This window comes from Peribacillus sp. NPDC096379, assembly GCF_044762875.1.
Classification (GTDB): domain Bacteria; phylum Bacillota; class Bacilli; order Bacillales; family DSM-1321; genus Peribacillus.
The window spans coordinates 662,014-679,918 of sequence record NZ_JBIWFD010000001.1; the positions used below are offsets into that span (position 1 = coordinate 662,014).

Genomic DNA, 17,905 nt, shown 5'->3' on the forward strand with positions numbered 1-17,905 from the left:
ATGAATAAAGAAAAGTTTTTGTCCGAAGTATCGCGTAGTATTCGTTCCACGGAAGCTAGGAAACTCGTTGAAGTAGAACTGAATAATCATTTGAAACAATCAATAGAAGCGCTAAAGAAACAAGGATTAAATGATGAAGAAGCTGAACAGAAGGCCGTTTTAAGAATGGGGAGTCCAATCCTCCTTGGGCAAAAAATGGATCGTTTGCACCGCCCGAAAGTGGATTGGAAAATGATTGGCTTGTTTTTGTTTATCGTTGTTCTTGGAATGGTGCCAATATTTGTGTTCGAATCTGAACATACAGCGATGGCCTTTCTTCAGAAGTTCCTTGTAACGTTTATTGGAATTGCTTTCGCCGCAGTTCTCATGTTTTTTGATTATCAAAAATTGCAAAAATTAGGTATTGGCTGGTTCATAATTGGTTGGGGAATCATTTCTTTTGCACTCATTTCAGGAAATATGGTGCACGGAAGTGTTACTCTCGTGTTAGGACCATTTTCAACGGATATATCGATCACACTGCCACTCTTTTTATTAGGATGGGCAAGGATTTTTCGAAATGAAAAAATGAAAATGTATATGGTCGTGATTTTATATCTAGTTACAAGTTATTTAATTATATTAACCCCAAACCTTTTCGTTTTTGGCATGTTCACGATTATCACAGGTGTAATGTTGTGGGGAAGTCATTTTGAGAAAAGGAAAGTTATTTGGTCTTATATAATTTCATTGGTGATTGGTGCATCGATACCGCTATATGCTTGGTTTGCCTCTGGAATTAAGGAATATCAACTAACACGTTTATTGGCGTATCTACATCCTGAAAAATATGCAGATTCATCTGGATATCACTATGTAAAAATCAAAGAACTCCGAGATGGAACCGGATGGTTTTGGCAGTCGTTACCCGAATCAGGATTGATGTTACCAGAGAGTACAACGGATTTTGTTTTCATTTCTTTATCTTATACCCTAGGCTGGACATTTGCGGTTGTGTTGGGAGGCACATTGTTGTTGCTAATCTGTCGCATGCTTATCGTTGTTAAAACGGTCCGTGATGGATACGGAAAGTTACTTGTAATCGGCGCCTTAAGTCTTTTCGCTTTTCAGGTGGTGTTTAATCTTGGGATGTCATTTGGGCTATTTCCGATCATGAGTGTATCACTTCCATTTATAAGTTACGGAAATATGCAGGTTCTGTTGAATGCGGGGCTCATCGGTCTTGTATTAAGTGTATATCGAAAAAAAGATTTGATTCGATCTAAGACTCTATAAGTGAAAACGAGAATTTTCTTTAAAAAAGAAAGTCTCGTTTTTTATGTTTCTTGAATTTTTTTAAAAGGTCAAAAGTTCTATTAATATAGAAAATAAGTCATAGCAATGATGAAAGCGGATTCAACGGAATTGATAAAATAGAATAGTCAAATAATTAGGAAAAAGGTATTGACGTGCCTTAAATATCAGCGTAATATAAGTTTCAAATACAACAGCTTTTACATTCTTCTAAAAATTAAAAGAATTTAATCAGCTGATTACTACTCAAACTTAGCGAGTAAAAAATAAAATTCAACATGTTAAAGCATTGATGAGGATAAGTAGTCTTTTGAGCAGACATTTACAGAGAGCCGGGTAGCTGGAAGCCGGTATTGTCCAAAAGGTGAACTCACCTCTGAGTTTCAGCCCGAAAGTGTATGAGTAAGGCTGAACGGGTGCCAACCAGCACCCGTTATCAAAATATAGTACAGAGTGAAATCTGTTTAGAGTGCGCACGTATTTTGTGCGAATTAGGGTGGTACCGTGGATAGGATATATAGCCTTTTCACCCCTTTAAGTAATGCGATAGCATGCTTAATGAGGTGAGAGGCTTTTTATATGTTCTTCAGCCTTTTGGAAGTAAAAGCATGACCACGATCAAACATTAAAGAAGTAAAGGAGGTCTTTTCAAATGACAGAAAAAGCAGTGGTAGCAGCCAGTAAAGCGGAGCAACAAGTAAAGAGCGGGGCCGCATTTCTGATTGATGCCCTGAAAAAGGAACAAGTTGAAGTCATTTTTGGATATCCGGGTGGAGCTGTTCTTCCGATCTACGATGAAATTTACCGATCAGGCATGGTTCATATCCTACCGCGTCATGAACAAGGCTCCATTCATGCGGCAGAAGGATACGCCCGAATTACTGGAAAACCTGGTGTCGTTATTGCGACTTCTGGCCCGGGTGCAACCAATATTGTGACTGGCCTTGCAGATGCTATGATAGACTCGATTCCTTTAGTTGTCTTCACTGGTCAGGTAGCTACATCCATAATTGGCACAGATGCCTTCCAGGAAGCAGATGTCATTGGAATTACAACGCCAATCACAAAGCATAATTACCAAGTAAGAAAACCGGAAGACCTCCCGCGCATTATCAAAGAAGCGTTCTATATTGCTTCAAGTGGCCGGCCGGGACCTGTACTCATCGATATTCCAAAAGATGTAGCAACGATTGATGGTAAAGTTGGTGAAGAACCAGAAATGGATTTACCAGGCTATCAACCAACTACACAACCAAATTATTTGCAAATTAGGAAACTAGTAGAAGCTGTGAGCAGTTCGAAAAAGCCAGTGATTTTAGCTGGAGCAGGGATTCTGCATGCAAAAGCCTCTGAACAACTATTGCAATATGCGGAGCAACAAGGAATTCCAGTTGTGCATACACTTTTAGGACTTGGTGGATTCCCAGCTGATCATCCATTATTCATCGGAATGGGTGGCATGCACGGTATTTATGCCGCAAATATGGCCATCTCAACATGTGATTTGCTCATTAATATCGGTGCCCGTTTTGATGACCGCTTAACTGGAAATTTGGCAACTTTTGCGCCAAACGCCAAGGTTGCACATATTGATATTGATCCTGCAGAAATTGGCAAAAACGTACCGACGAAGATCCCTGTTGTTGGAAGTGCCAAAGAAGCGCTCGAACAATTGGTCGCCCAAGACGGAAAGAAACCTGAGCTTACTGAGTGGATTGAAACGTTGCAAGGTTGGAAGCAAGAATTCCCATTTGTATACAACAGAGAGTCGGATATATTGAAACCGCAAAGAGTCATTGAACTTTTACATGAAAAAACAGATGGTGATGCGATTGTCGTAACAGATGTTGGTCAACATCAAATGTGGGCAGCTCAATATTTTCCTTTTAATAAACCGCATGCTTGGGTAACTTCAGGTGGACTCGGAACGATGGGATTTTGTATACCAGCAGCAGTCGGTGCTCAAATTGCAGAACCTGAGGCAACTGTTTTTGCCGTAGTTGGTGATGGTGGATTCCAGATGACGAGTCAGGAATTAGCAGTAATGGCTGAATTAAACCTTCCAGTCAAAATCATCATCGTGAACAATCATGCTCTAGGAATGGTTAGACAATGGCAGTCAGAGTTTTATGAAGGACGCTTTTCTCACAGTAAATTCGATTATCAGCCAGACTTTATTAAATTAGCAGATGCCTATGGAATTCCGGCTTTCAAAGTCGATAATGAAGCAGATGCTAGTGCCAAAATTGAAGAAGCACTTGCGATCAAAGGACCTGTACTCATTGACTTTGACGTAGAACCTGAAGAAAACGTCTATCCGATGGTGGCGCCGGGTAAAGGGCTGCACGAAATGGTAGGTGTGAAGCTATGAAGAAAGGCATTCTAACCCTAACTGTAAACAATCGCCCTGGCGTGTTAAATCGAATTACGAATTTGTTTACGAAACGAAACTATAATATTGAAAGCATTGCTGTTGGTCAGTCTGAACAAGAGAACGTCTCAAGAATAACCGTAGTTGTTCATGTTGAAGATGAGAACGTCATTGAACAGATGACCAAACAACTAAATAAGCAGATTGATGTCTTAAAAGTAACAGATATTAGCAATCAATCCATAGTAGCGAGAGAGCTAGCTCTTGTAAAAGTACTTTCTTCAAGCCAAACCCGTACAGAGATCTATTCTTTAATTGAACCATTTCGCGGGTCGGTCATTGATGTTAGCAAAGATAGCCTCACGATACAAATTACAGGTGAATCCGATAAGGTCGAAGCATTCATTGAATTGCTCAAGCCTTATGGAATAAAAGAACTTGCGCGAACCGGCACAGCAGCCTTTCCGCGCGGTACACAAAAACAATCGGTTGTAAAAAGCTTCACGATTGTCTAATAAAAGTGAAATTTCCATCAGTGGTGGATTATCTAACTAATATAAATAGAACGAAGCAAGGATATACAGGCTACTTTCCCTACATATTAAAGGGACATTACAGCTTGAATAATCAGAAAAAAACAACTAATGAGAAAAAAAGGGAGATGTATTAAAATGACAAAAGTATATTATAACGGTGACGCAAACGAAACGTATTTAGCAAATAAAAAAGTAGCAGTAATTGGGTACGGTTCTCAAGGACACGCTCATTCACAAAACCTTCGCGATAGCGGTGTTGAAGTAGTAATTGGTCTTAGAAAAGGAAAGTCATGGGACAAAGCAGAAGAAGATGGTTTCCAAGTTTATTCTGTAAAAGAAGCAGCAGATCAAGCTGACGTAATCATGATCCTTCTTCCAGATGAAATGCAAACAAAAGTATACCAAGAAGAAATCCAACCCGTATTAAGAGCTGGTCAAGCATTGCTTTTCGCACACGGATTCAACATTCATTTTAATCAAATCGTTCCTCCGGCAGATGTAGATGTTCTATTAGTTGCTCCAAAAGGTCCTGGACATCTTGTAAGACGTACGTACGAACAAGGCGCAGGTGTACCAGCATTATTTGCCATCTATCAAAACGTGACTGGCGAAGCACAAGAATTAGCTCTTGCTTACGCTCAAGGAATCGGTTCATTACGTGCTGGTGGTTTGGAAACAACATTTAAAGAAGAAACAGAAACAGATTTATTTGGAGAACAAGCTGTACTTTGCGGCGGATTAACGTCATTGGTAAAAGCTGGATTCGAAACATTAACAGAAGCAGGCTATCAACCAGAAGTTGCATACTTTGAGTGTTTACATGAATTGAAACTGATCATCGACTTAATGTACGAAGGCGGACTAGAAAACATGCGTTATAGCATTTCGGATACAGCTCAGTGGGGAGATTTCGTTTCAGGACCACGCGTTGTGACTGAAAGTGTAAAAGCGGAAATGAAAAAAGTGTTGAAAGATATTCAAGATGGCGAATTTGCTAAAGGTTGGATTCTAGAAAACCAAGCAAATCGTCCAGTATTCACAGCAATCAATAACCGTGAAAACGAACACCAAATTGAAGTAGTTGGCCGTAAGCTTCGCGCAATGATGCCTTTTGTACAACAGCAACAAAAAGCTAAGAAAGAGGTGGTGACTGTTGCGAAAAATTAATATTTTCGATACAACGCTTAGAGATGGCGAGCAATCAGCAGGTGTAAACTTGAACTTTTCTGAAAAAATAGAAATTGCTTTGCAATTAGAACGATTAGGCGTAGATATTATCGAAGCAGGATTCCCTGCGGCATCAAAAGGCGATTTCGCATCTGTTCAAGAAATTGCCAAAAAAATTCGCACAAGCTCAGTTACCGGGCTTGCGCGAGCGGTGCAAAGTGATATTGATGCAGCATGGGAAGCATTAAAAGATGGTGCAGAGCCTAGATTGCATACGTTTATTGCTACTTCTCCGATCCACCGTGAATATAAATTAAAGCTTTCAAAAGAACAAGTCGTGGAACGTGCGGTACAAGCGGTAGCTTATGCTGCTAGCCGCTTTCCGCTTGTTCAATGGTCGGCAGAGGACGCGAGTCGTACAGAGCTTGATTATTTAGCTGAAATCGTCGAAGCAGTAATTGGTGCGGGAGCAAGGATTATTAATATTCCAGATACGGTTGGCTATACAACGCCAAAGGAATATGCTGAGATTTTTACGTATCTGCGCAATCATGTTCCTTCTATTGATAAGGTGCAATTATCAACACATTGTCATGACGATATTGGAATGGCTACAGCAAACTCACTGGCTGCTATCGAAGCAGGCGCCACTCAGGTGGAAGGTACCATTAATGGGATCGGTGAACGAGCTGGGAATGCTGCACTGGAAGAAGTCGCAGTAGCGCTACATATCCGCAGTGACCATTATCAAGCAAATACAAGGCTGACTCTTAATGAAATTAAACGTACAAGCGATATGATCAGTAAATTGACCGGTATGATCATTCCTCCGAACAAAGCAATCATCGGAAGAAACGCATATGCACATGAATCTGGCATTCATCAGGATGGCTTTTTGAAAGAAAAAACAACCTATGAAATTATCTCTCCTGATCTTGTTGGTGTGACCACAGATGTTTTGGTACTTGGCAAGCATTCCGGACGACATGCTTTCAAAAACAGGCTGGATGAATTGAAATTGTACGTAACGGATGAAGAAATGAACCGTCTGTTTGTTCAATTCAAAGCATTAGCGGATAAGAAAAAAGAAATGACAGACGAGGATCTTGCAGCACTTGTTCTTGAAGAAAAAATTTCGAAGGATGATCGCTTCTTTGAATTAGATTCCCTTCAGATTACGTATGGAACGAACCAAATTCCAACGGCGACTGTTACATTGAAAAATGGCAATACAGACCTGATCCAAGAAGCAGCTACAGGTGCTGGTAGCATCGAAGCCCTTTACAATACGCTAGAACGATGTCTGGACAATAAAGTGAATCTGCTTGATTACCGCATCCAATCCGTTGGAGCCGGCCGTGACGCCTTGGCTCAGGTGTATGTGAAAATCCGTTATCGTGGGATGGAAACAAGTGGTCGAGGCCTACATCAGGATGTGTTAGAAGCATCTGCAAGAGCGTATCTAAATGCAGTAAACCGCATCATCTATTTGAGTGAAAAAGATACCGTTCTACAATAACAGCGAGAAGTTATGTTCAAAAAAGAGGATAAAAACACACTTTATCTAATTTTTTGAACATCCTCTAGAAAGGAGAGAGAAAGATGAAAAGGAAAATTGCAGTGTTGCCTGGAGATGGTATCGGAAAAGAAGTGACGGGAGGTGCAGTTGAAATACTCGAAGCCGTCGCAGAACGATTCGAGCATGAATTCACCTTTGAATATGGCCAAATCGGTGGGGCAGCCATTGATGCAACAGGACAACCACTTCCTGATGAAACCATTGAATTGTGTAAATCAAGTGATGCAATTCTTCTTGGTGCAGTTGGTGGGCCAAAGTGGGATAGTCAGCCCACTCATTTACGCCCGGAACGTGGGTTACTGAAAATCCGGAAAGATTTAAATCTTTATGCCAATCTGCGGCCAATCAGCTATTTTTCTAGTTTGTCGGAAGCCTCTCCGCTGAAACAAGAAATTATTGAAGACGTGGATTTTATCATTGTACGAGAATTAACTGGCGGCCTTTATTTCGGGAAACCAAGTGAACGTACGATTTTTGAAGGTAAGGAAGCTGTCGTTGATACGTTATTTTACCAAAAAGAAGAAATGAGACGAATCATTGAACTTTCTTTTGAAATCGCAAGCCAAAGACAGAAAAAAGTAACGTCTGTCGATAAAGCGAATGTGCTTGAATCAAGTAGACTATGGCGTGAAACGGCAGAGGAAGTGGCAAAGAATTATCCTGATGTAACATTAGAGCATATGCTTGTGGATAATGCCGCGATGCAATTGATTCGCAATCCTAGACAATTCGATGTTGTGGTCACAGAAAATATGTTTGGGGATATTTTAAGTGATGAAGCATCGGTTCTAACAGGATCACTTGGAATGCTTTCCTCTGCATCAATTTCAGTAGACGGACCTAGTTTATTCGAACCAATCCATGGTTCAGCGCCAGATATTGCTGGCAAAAACGTAGCGAATCCGCTTGCAACGATTCTTTCAGCAGCATATATGCTTAGGTTGTCGTTTGGAATGGAGAAAGAAGCAGAAGCGGTTGAAAAGGCAGTTCACTCTGTACTCGATTCAGGATTCAGAACAATTGATATCGCTGGGAGTAATACAGAGAGCTTGTCAACTGAAGAAATGATTGCTGAAGTCAAAGCTGCTCTTTTAAATGAAGTAGCAATCTAAAGCAAGATGGGTGTTAATGAGTAAATGTGATTCACAAAGAAGACGGCTCAAATAAGCCTTCTTTCAGCCATTTTTGGTGAAGGAAGAGTCTTTTTTGAGCTATTATTTTAAAAAAATCACATAAATGGTGCAATAACGGCATCATTTTATGAAGGAAGAATGTATAAAAGTCATAAAACCAGCTCTAATTAAGTGATGGAGTGATTGTCATATTTTTAGGTTTTTACACATTGTCTAGCTTAACTTTAAAAGATCATGTTAGTTAGCTGTTTAAGTTAAGCGCTGGTCTATCCTTATTCTTCATAAATTATAACAGCTAAACATTAAAAACTTTGTGAGGTGAGCAAGCGTGGGGAAATCAATTATTGAAAAAATTTGGGAGCAACATATCGTTCATCAAGAGGAAAATAAACCGGACTTATTATATATTGATCTGCATTATATTCATGAAGTCACTTCACCGCAAGCATTTGAAGGTTTAAGGTTGAAAGGTAGGAAAGTAAGACGACCTGACCGGACGTTTGCGACGATGGATCATAACGTTCCAACAATCAATCGTTATTTTATTGAAGATGAAGTTGCTCTGAAACAGTTGACGGCGCTTGAAACAAACTGCCGTGATTTTGGAATTGAGCTTGCAGATTTGAACAGTCCGGATCAAGGGATTGTTCATGTTATCGGTCCTGAAATGGGATTAACACAGCCAGGAATGACCATTGTTTGTGGAGATAGCCACACGTCAACTCATGGCGCATTCGGATCGATTGCCTTTGGGATTGGAACAAGTGAAGTGGAGCATGTTTTTGCAACTCAGACATTATGGCAAACAAAACCGAAGACGTTAAAACTTGAAGTAAACGGAAAACTAAAATTTGGCGTAACGGCAAAAGATGTGATTTTATACATAATTGCCAAGTATGGCGTGAATTTTGGAAATGGATATATTGTTGAATATTGCGGAGAGGTATTCCGAAATATGTCGATGGAAGAACGAATGACTGTTTGTAATATGTCGATTGAAGGCGGCGCACGTGCTGGGTTAGTCAGCCCAGATGAAACAACATTCTCCTACTTACAAGGCAGAAAGTTTGTTCCAACAGGCAAAGAGTTTGAAGAGAGTGTTGAAAAGTGGAAACTCTTAGCTAGTGATGAAGATGCAGTCTATGACAGGGAAATCACCATTGCTGCAGAGCAAATCTCTCCAATGGTTAGCTGGGGAACAAATCCTGGCATGGCAAGTGCTGTAGATGAGAATATCCCTGTTGGGTCTAGTGATACGGTTGGGGAAAAAGAATTGCAACTTGCTCTCGAATATATGGGGTTAACGGAAGGAATGCAGATTACCGATATTCCGGTCCAACATGTATTCATTGGATCTTGTACGAATTCACGTATTGAAGATTTGCGAAAAGCAGCAGACGTTATCTTGGGGAAACAAGTGCATAAAGGAGTCCGGGCAATGGTTGTCCCTGGTTCGCAAAAAGTAAAAAAACAAGCCGAGGAAGAAGGGCTTGATGAAGTATTTAAGTCAGCCGGTTTTGATTGGAGGGACTCGGGCTGTAGCATGTGTTTAGGAATGAATCCAGATGCAGTTCCAGCAGGAGAGCATTGTGCCTCAACGTCCAATCGGAACTTCGAAGGTCGTCAAGGTGCTGGCGCACGAACGCATTTAGTCAGCCCGGAAATGGCGGCGGCGGCGGCGCTTTATGGAAAGTTTGTTGATATCAGAAATTTAGAAAACTCATCAATGCATCAATTACATTAATTTAGGAGGTGCAATATGGAACCAATTACGATATACCGAGGAAAACCGGCAGTTTTAGACCGGAACAATGTGGACACAGATCAGATTATTCCGAAGCAATTTTTAAAACGAATTGAACGGACAGGTTTTGGAGAATTTTTATTTTACAACTGGCGATATAATGAAAATGGTGAGCTTCGCGAAGACTTTGAGTTAAACCAGCCTGAAGCCGCGGGTGCTTCCATTCTAGTGGCAGGTGAGAACTTCGGTTGCGGATCTTCAAGGGAGCATGCACCGTGGTCGTTGCAAGATTTCGGTTTTCAAATCGTCATTGCGCCTTCATTTGCTGATATTTTTAAAAATAACTGCTTGAAAAATGGGATTCTACCAATTGCTCTTTCTGCAGATGAAGTTTCCTATTTAATGAAGGAAGCCAAAAATACCGATGTTGAATTCACAATTGATTTACCTAATCAAAAGGTTTACGGACCAGCTGATTTTGCTGCAGATTTTGACATTCACCCATATTGGAAAGAGATGCTAGTGAATGGGTGGGATGAGATCTCAATCACCCTGCAATATGACGATCAAATTTCTAAATATGAACAAACAATAGACGTTATGTCTACGAAATAATTGCCTAGCATGGCCGATTGGATCAGACTCGCACAAATACCTACAATGGAGTGTTACAAACACTTATTTTGAACGGTATAGTTGTAGTGAAGTCTGATCCTTTTTCATCGTTTTAGTTTTAGAGCAGACGCTCATGGATGTTTCTTATGAGTCATCCTCTTTTGCTAATGAATTTTTAGTTAATTTTTGTATTGTGATAAAAACAATGCTAAACTATTTGCTAGAAAATATATTGACAGGCGGAGTTATACAATGGGCGGAAAAAAGAAACAAAAGCAAGAAGGAAATGTTATTCCGTTTCCTAAATTGGGCAGTCGGCTTGTGGAAAAGGGCATAGAACATATCGAAAAAAGAGAGTTCAAACGTGCTGCGGAGTTGTACAGCCAAGCAAGAGAGCTCGATCCTGAGAATCCCGATGTTAATGTCGGTTTAATCGTTTCTTTTGTCGAAATGGGACGCTATCTAGAAGCACGGGATTTGTGTAAAGAAGTGCTACATAAAGGAATTGGCGACTATTTTCAGATCGTCAGTATCTATTTAATGGTTTTACTCCAACTTAACGAGCATGAAGAAATGGTGATAACAATCGAGGCTTTGTTGGATGATAATCAAGTACCCCATGATAAAATCGACCACTTTAAAAATATGCTTGCGTTTAGTACTAGAGTTTTAGAAGAGAATGAAGATATGTCTGCTGAAATCGAAGAAGAGAAACGAACGGAAGCAGAGTTTTATGATGACGAATGGTTTGCTGGAAAATCCGACGAAGAAATTTTTAGGAATATAAGTCGATTGTCAGAAGCGAATATTCGTGTTTTTATGCCATCTGTTCAGAAATTTCTGCTAGACGTTGCGGCACATCCTTTTTTGAAGACGCTATTACTCCACATTCTACAAGAACAGGAATATGATAAAAATATACGGGTAACAAAGCTCAAAAAAGAGATTAACATCATTCCAACAGAAATACGACCTATGAAAGATACGGATTTTTTCAAAACGGTTACATCCCTTGTAGAAAGACAATTAGAACAAGAGAATCCATCATTATTGGCTATGGCTACATCTCTCATAGAAAGGCAGCAATTTATCATGTATCCAATTGCACCTGATGCGAGCACCTTTCCAATTTGGGCTTGCGCCTATCATACTATGGCAGAGATGTATCAAACTGGTGATAATACCGTCAATCAAAGAGCCGCTCAATATGGAGTAAGTCCGGATTCCGTGCACGAAATAATCCTACAAATTAATACAATTGAAGAATTTTCTTATGGGAATATTTAATGTATTGCTGTTGAAACGAAGGGAACCTGTGTTATAATGTAGGGGTTGTAATGTCTCGTTTTGTTATGAAACGAACAGAGCCCTAGCTATTAGGGTATGGTGATGCTTGTTAGGAATAGCATAGCAGATTCATCCAGTGCTTATTCATTTTAGTATATAGATTTTTGGAGGGAAACACATGTCTGTAAAATGGGAAAAACAAGAAGGTAATCAAGGCGTACTAACTGTTGAAGTAGAAGTTGCTACTGTTAATGAAGGTTTAGACGCTGCGTTCAAAAAAGTTGTAAAACAAGTAAACGTACCAGGCTTCCGTAAAGGAAAAATGCCTCGTCAAATGTTCGAAAAAAGATTCGGTGTAGAATCTCTTTACCAAGATGCACTTGATATCATTCTTCCAGATGCATATGCAAATGCAGTTGAAGAAGCAGGAATCAACCCTGTTGATCGTCCTGAAATTGACATTGAACAAATGGAAAAAGGCCAAAACCTTATTTTCAAAGCGAGTGTAACAGTTGCACCTGAAGTTAAATTAGGTGAATACAAAGGTCTTGAAGTAGAAGCATTCAACGCTGAAGTAACAGACGAAGATGTTGATAACGAAATCAAAGCTCTTCAAGAACGTCAAGCTGAGCTAGTAGTAAAAGAAGAAGGACAAGCAGCTGATGGTGACACAGTTGTGATCGACTTCGAAGGATCCGTTGATGGTGAATTATTTGAAGGCGGAACATCTGAAAACTATACATTAGAGCTTGGATCTAATAGTTTCATTCCTGGTTTCGAAGAGCAAGTAGTGGGTCTTGAAACAGGAGCTGAAAAAGATATCGAAGTATCTTTCCCAGAAGAATACCATGCTGCTGAGCTTGCAGGTAAACCTGCTGTATTCAAAGTGAAATTACACGAAATCAAAACAAAAGAACTTCCTCAATTAGATGACGAGTTCGCTAAAGATGTTGATGATGAAGTTGAAACACTTGCTGAATTGAAAGAAAAAACAAAGAAAAACCTTGAGCATGACAAAAAACACCAAGCAGAAAACGCAATTCGTGACGCAGTGATCGAAAAAGCGTCTGCAAACGTGGAAGTTGACATTCCAGAAGTTATGGTAAATAACGAAGTAGATCGCATGATGAAAGACTTCGAACAACGTCTTCAATCTCAAGGCTTGAACATGGAGTTATACTTCCAGTTCTCAGGACAAGATGAAGAAGCTCTTAAAGGACAAATGTTAGAAGAAGCGAAAAACCAAGTTCGTGTAAGCCTAACTCTTGATGCAATCGTTAAAGCTGAAAACATCGAAGTAACAGAAGAAGATGTGAATGCTGAGATTGAAAAAATGGCTGAAATGTACAAAATGGATGTAGAGAATATCAAAAAAGCACTTGGTAGCCTAGAAGGTCTTAAAGGCGATCTTAAAATCAACAAAGCAATCGACTTCCTTGTTGCAAACAGCAAAACAGTCGCTGCTGCTGAATAATAAAGGCCAGTGTTTCTTAGGCTAGGTATTTAAATTTAGCCAAACAACCTATTTTGTATTATAATTAGAAACATGCAAGGCACGAGCATTCGTGCCTTGTTCTATACATAGGCAATGAGCCAAAAATCGATATCGGTATCACATAGTCATACATAAAACCGAAATTTTTACATTTGTGTTTAATCTTGTGACTAAAGGCTGGTATAGTGAAAAACGCTTGTTTTTACGACAACCATGCATTAGCCACTATGAATGTAGAAGCCTCAAATCGCCATTTTTAAAAAAAAATATTTTGATGGGGATTTCAGCATTGATTTTTTTATAAATTCAGTGTAGATTAATTTTAATACCGCATATACATAGTTATACATACACAATATCCCTGCCTTATTAGTAAGTGTCAAACAGGAGGAAGAAAAGCTCCTATCTAAACACACCCGGTAATTATTATTGCACTAGTTCCATGAAATAGCTTTGGGCAAATGATTTAAATTTGCTAGCCCATGGAGGTATGAAATGTTTCAATCAAATGGTTAGTAAGCGTTTTCAAAAAGTGAATTGCGTGATATACTAACTTTGTTGTTAACTGATTCGGTGGGCGTGTTCTTTGGCAATGTGACTCCATTGACACTTAACGTTTTTCGGGTTTGGGAAAGCCTGTTACGGGCAACATACATATTATTGTTAAGAATAGTTAGTACTTATTGGACAACTATCATGTCCTAAGCATTTTTATTACAAAAATACTTGGAACATGGTACAATGCGGTCTACATCAAAATTTTATTACCGAGCTTATGCGTCTATTTCAGTCCAAAAAATAAGACGATTAGCTATGTATATAGGAAAATTCTATAAAGGAGTGAGTCCATGTTTAAATTTAATGATGAAAAAGGGCAATTAAAATGTTCTTTTTGCGGAAAAACTCAAGAGCAAGTTCGTAAACTGGTAGCAGGGCCAGGTGTATATATTTGTGATGAATGTATTGAACTTTGTACAGAAATCGTAGAAGAAGAACTAGGCACGGAAGAAGAAATCGAATTTAAAGATGTTCCAAAACCGATGGAAATTCGTGAGATTCTTGATGAATATGTGATTGGACAAGAGCAGGCTAAGAAATCTCTTGCTGTTGCGGTATACAATCATTACAAGCGAATTAATTCAAACAGTAAAGTGGATGATGTAGAACTTGCAAAGAGTAATATTGCTCTAATCGGACCTACTGGTAGTGGGAAAACGTTACTTGCACAGACATTGGCACGATTATTGAATGTTCCGTTTGCCATTGCGGATGCTACTTCATTAACGGAAGCCGGGTATGTTGGGGAAGATGTTGAAAACATTTTGCTTAAATTAATCCAAGCTGCAGATTATGATGTTGAAAAGGCAGAAAAAGGAATCATCTATATTGATGAAATCGATAAAGTAGCACGTAAATCTGAAAACCCTTCTATTACGCGTGATGTGTCTGGTGAAGGTGTTCAGCAAGCCTTATTAAAAATTCTTGAAGGTACCGTTGCAAGCGTTCCGCCACAAGGTGGTCGTAAGCATCCACACCAAGAGTTTATTCAAATTGATACAACAAATATCCTCTTTATTTGTGGTGGTGCATTTGATGGGATCGAACCGATTATTAAACGCCGTCTAGGCCAAAAAGTAATTGGTTTTGGATCAGATGTGAAGAAAGATGATGTTGGAGAAAAAGAATTACTTTCTAAAGTGCTTCCAGAAGATTTATTGCGCTTTGGTTTAATTCCAGAATTCATTGGTCGTATTCCAGTAATTGCTACATTGGAGCAATTAGATGAAGCGGCATTGATTGATATTCTAACTAAACCGAAAAACGCTCTAGTGAAGCAATTTGAAAAAATGCTGGAGCTTGACAATGTCATTCTTGAATTCGAGGAAGATGCTCTACTTGAAATTGCGAAGAAAGCAATTGAAAGAAAAACCGGAGCTCGTGGACTGCGTTCTATTATTGAGGGCATTATGCTTGAAGTAATGTTTGAACTGCCTTCACGTGATGACATTGATAAATGTATTATTACAGGTGCAGCCATAACAGAAAATGAGTCACCTAAACTCGTTCTTAAAGATGGAACAACGATTAACGCGGCTGACAGAACATCTGCATAATCCTAAACAGGGTCTGATTTCGTACTCTACACACAAGTATTGCGTGTTATCATCACGTATTACTGGATGTTGTAGCGGCGAGGTCAGCCCTTTTTTTTGTCTTGAATCGTTAAATTTTGGCTCCGGCGCGCAAATCCCGCTCGCAAAGTACTGATTCCGGCTTGAAAACCTTCCGATTCGGCGCGCCATGTCTGGAAAGGGAGGCTGAACAATAAGCCATGAGGGGGTGTTTCAGTATTTTAAATGCCGAGCCTGCTAGTGTGGTGTTTTCTTTTCATACGCGTACCAGCCACTCCTCATTTTCCACAGAGAATGAAAATGGCCCAATGTTCTCCTTATAGTGTGTGTTCAAAAAGAAGGATAAAAAGAGCAGAGAAGTTCGAGGAGCGCATCTTGAGAGAACCGGAACGTATGCAGTAATACGTGAGGACTGGAGATACAGAGGGACGAAGAAATTCGACAGCTATTTTTACCGGACTTTTTGAGCATCCTCTTATACGTAAAAAAAGATGGATGATTCATTTAGGCAAAGGAGATACTATCATTTACATACTTGGTGAATGCAGGAGGGAAAGGCAATGAATTGGACAGGAATCGCGCTATTAATTCAGCTGTTTTTTGGTATTGTGATTGGTATGTATTTTTTTAATTTACTTAAGGGACAAAGGACACAAAAGGTATCGATTGATCGTGACTCTAGAAAAGAAATGGATCACTTGCGAAAAATGCGTTCTATTTCTTTAACGGAACCATTATCAGAACGTGTACGGCCGATCGCATTTGCTGATATTGTTGGCCAGGAAGATGGAATTAAGACGTTAAAGGCTGCACTTTGCGGTCCCAATCCACAGCATGTTATTGTATATGGCCCACCGGGTGTCGGCAAAACAGCAGCTGCAAGGCTTGTTTTAGAAGAAGCGAAGCGCAATAAGAAATCGCCATTTCAAAAAGCAGCCGTATTTGTAGAATTGGATGCAACAACGGCCCGGTTTGATGAACGAGGTATTGCAGATCCACTGATTGGCTCTGTTCATGATCCAATCTATCAAGGAGCCGGTGCTATGGGACAAGCAGGCATCCCGCAGCCAAAACAGGGGGCAGTAAGTAACGCACATGGTGGTGTCTTGTTCATAGATGAAATTGGTGAGCTTCATCCAATTCAAATGAATAAACTACTTAAAGTGCTAGAAGATCGTAAAGTATTCTTAGAAAGTGCGTATTATTCAGAAGAAAATACGAATATTCCAACTCATATCCATGATATTTTTAAAAACGGATTGCCTGCAGATTTTCGCTTGATTGGTGCAACAACGAGAACCCCGAATGAAATTCCTCCTGCCATCCGTTCGCGCTGTATTGAAGTTTTCTTTAGAGAGCTCGATCCTTGCGAGATTATTTCGATTGCTAAAAAAGCATCTGAAAAGGTGAAGATGACAATCAGTGATAAAGGTCTAGAAACGATCGCTGAATATGCCCGAAATGGCAGGGAAGCTGTAAATATGGTTCAAACGCTAGCTGGTATTTCTATTACAGAAGATCGTGATTACATTAAAGATGAAGACATAGCTTGGATGGCTCACACAAGCCAACTAACGCCAAGAATGGACAGGAAAATAGATGACAAGCCAAAAATAGGTCGGATTAATGGACTTGCTGTTTACGGTCCAAATAGCGGGGCACTACTTGAAATTGAAGTAACCGTCATGCCTGCACTTGACAAGGGAAGTATTAATATTACTGGGATTGTAGAAGAAGAGAGCATTGGTGGAAACGGGAAATCCGTCCGTAGAAAAAGTATGGCAAAAGGTTCAATCGAAAATGTGATTACCGTTCTTCGTTCGATGGGGGTTCCTGCTGATCAATTTGATATTCATGTCAACTTCCCGGGAGGCAGCCCTGTGGATGGACCATCTGCCGGAATTGCGATGGCAAGCGGAATCTATTCAGCTATTTACAAAATTCCTGCTGAAAATACAGTGGCGATGACAGGAGAAATCAGTATTCATGGCCATGTTAAACCGATTGGCGGGGTCATTCCGAAGATTAAAGCAGCCAAGCTTGCAGGTGCAAAAAAAGTGATCATACCGCATGAAAACATGCAGCCATTGCTGAATGAAATAGACGGAATTGAAATCATCCCGGTGAAAACCGTGAAAGAAGTCTTTGAAATTGCGTTAAGAAAAGATATTATTCCTGAACAAATCTTGCCTCAGCTTGATTTAACGAAGCGGGAAAGTGTATAAGTGAAACTTCCATCTGTGGGTGCCATTCCTCACTGGTGGTTGGTTAAACCGAGATAAACGTATTAATAGGGTCAGTTCTCGTACTTTACTCAGGAGAATCCGGTGTTAAATGCACTTGATTCTTACTGAATAAAGGAATTGCGAGATCTGACTCTTTGTTTTTTCAGGTAAGCCTATCAATCTGAGGGCGGGTTTCCACCTGCTTATTAGGCCATTGTAAGGGTGTGAAAATAACTAATTTTTGCCGATGGTGATCGGGAACGATATTTTGTCTACTATACGTCAAATTTTTGGTTTTTCGTGCGTATTGTTTTGTTTTTGGAGATAA

Annotated in this window: 12 protein-coding genes and 1 other annotated feature; all 12 genes read left to right on the forward strand. The window is 39.8% G+C overall.

All coding sequences use genetic code 11. The features are described 5' to 3' along the window. The 12 genes from ACIQZI_RS03200 to lonB all read left to right on the forward strand — a co-directional run bounded on the left by ACIQZI_RS03200 (position 1) and on the right by lonB (position 17,577). The gene (locus ACIQZI_RS03200; RefSeq protein WP_403069284.1) at positions 1-1,275 is read left to right on the forward strand and encodes an FtsW/RodA/SpoVE family cell cycle protein; all 1,275 of its coding nucleotides are present in this window, start codon (positions 1-3) and stop codon (positions 1,273-1,275) included. Between the two features lie 298 nt (positions 1,276-1,573). After that, positions 1,574-1,830: a binding site (T-box leader), on the forward strand. A gap of 115 nt (positions 1,831-1,945) precedes the next feature. Next, complete coding sequence (ilvB, locus tag ACIQZI_RS03205; protein WP_062177066.1) at positions 1,946-3,664, forward strand: acetolactate synthase large subunit; 1,719 nt, start codon at positions 1,946-1,948, stop codon at positions 3,662-3,664. After that, positions 3,661-4,179 (forward strand): acetolactate synthase small subunit, encoded by a 519-nt coding sequence (ilvN, locus tag ACIQZI_RS03210; RefSeq protein ID WP_062177069.1) that lies wholly within the window; start codon positions 3,661-3,663, stop codon positions 4,177-4,179. Before ilvB ends, ilvN begins: the two co-directional genes overlap by 4 nt. A 156-nt stretch (positions 4,180-4,335) precedes the next feature. Next, on the forward strand, positions 4,336-5,367 hold the full coding sequence (gene ilvC / locus ACIQZI_RS03215; protein WP_062177074.1) for a ketol-acid reductoisomerase: 1,032 nt from the start codon (positions 4,336-4,338) through the stop codon (positions 5,365-5,367). Further along, positions 5,354-6,886, forward strand: a complete 1,533-nt coding sequence (locus tag ACIQZI_RS03220) for a 2-isopropylmalate synthase (protein WP_403069290.1) — start codon at positions 5,354-5,356, stop codon at positions 6,884-6,886. Before ilvC ends, ACIQZI_RS03220 begins: the two co-directional genes overlap by 14 nt. 83 nt (positions 6,887-6,969) lie before the next feature. Further along, positions 6,970-8,058, forward strand: coding sequence for a 3-isopropylmalate dehydrogenase (gene leuB, locus ACIQZI_RS03225; RefSeq protein ID WP_403069293.1), 1,089 nt, complete (start codon positions 6,970-6,972; stop codon positions 8,056-8,058). A gap of 349 nt (positions 8,059-8,407) precedes the next feature. After that, positions 8,408-9,823, forward strand: coding sequence for a 3-isopropylmalate dehydratase large subunit (leuC, locus tag ACIQZI_RS03230; protein WP_403069296.1), 1,416 nt, complete (start codon positions 8,408-8,410; stop codon positions 9,821-9,823). 15 nt (positions 9,824-9,838) lie between these two features. Next, positions 9,839-10,438 carry a 3-isopropylmalate dehydratase small subunit gene (gene leuD, locus ACIQZI_RS03235; RefSeq protein WP_403069299.1) on the forward strand — a complete coding sequence of 200 codons (600 nt, stop codon included), beginning with the start codon at positions 9,839-9,841 and terminating at the stop codon, positions 10,436-10,438. Between the two features lie 252 nt (positions 10,439-10,690). After that, entirely contained in the window at positions 10,691-11,725 is a 1,035-nt protein-coding gene (locus ACIQZI_RS03240; RefSeq protein ID WP_062177088.1) for a tetratricopeptide repeat protein, read from the forward strand. 178 nt (positions 11,726-11,903) lie between these two features. Next, positions 11,904-13,199 carry a trigger factor gene (tig, locus tag ACIQZI_RS03245; protein ID WP_403069302.1) on the forward strand — a complete coding sequence of 432 codons (1,296 nt, stop codon included), beginning with the start codon at positions 11,904-11,906 and terminating at the stop codon, positions 13,197-13,199. A gap of 869 nt (positions 13,200-14,068) precedes the next feature. Beyond that, on the forward strand, positions 14,069-15,334 hold the full coding sequence (gene clpX, locus ACIQZI_RS03250; RefSeq protein WP_403069305.1) for an ATP-dependent protease ATP-binding subunit ClpX: 1,266 nt from the start codon (positions 14,069-14,071) through the stop codon (positions 15,332-15,334). 578 nt (positions 15,335-15,912) lie between these two features. Further along, complete coding sequence (gene lonB, locus ACIQZI_RS03255; protein ID WP_403069309.1) at positions 15,913-17,577, forward strand: ATP-dependent protease LonB; 1,665 nt, start codon at positions 15,913-15,915, stop codon at positions 17,575-17,577. Positions 17,578-17,905 lie beyond the last annotated feature (328 nt).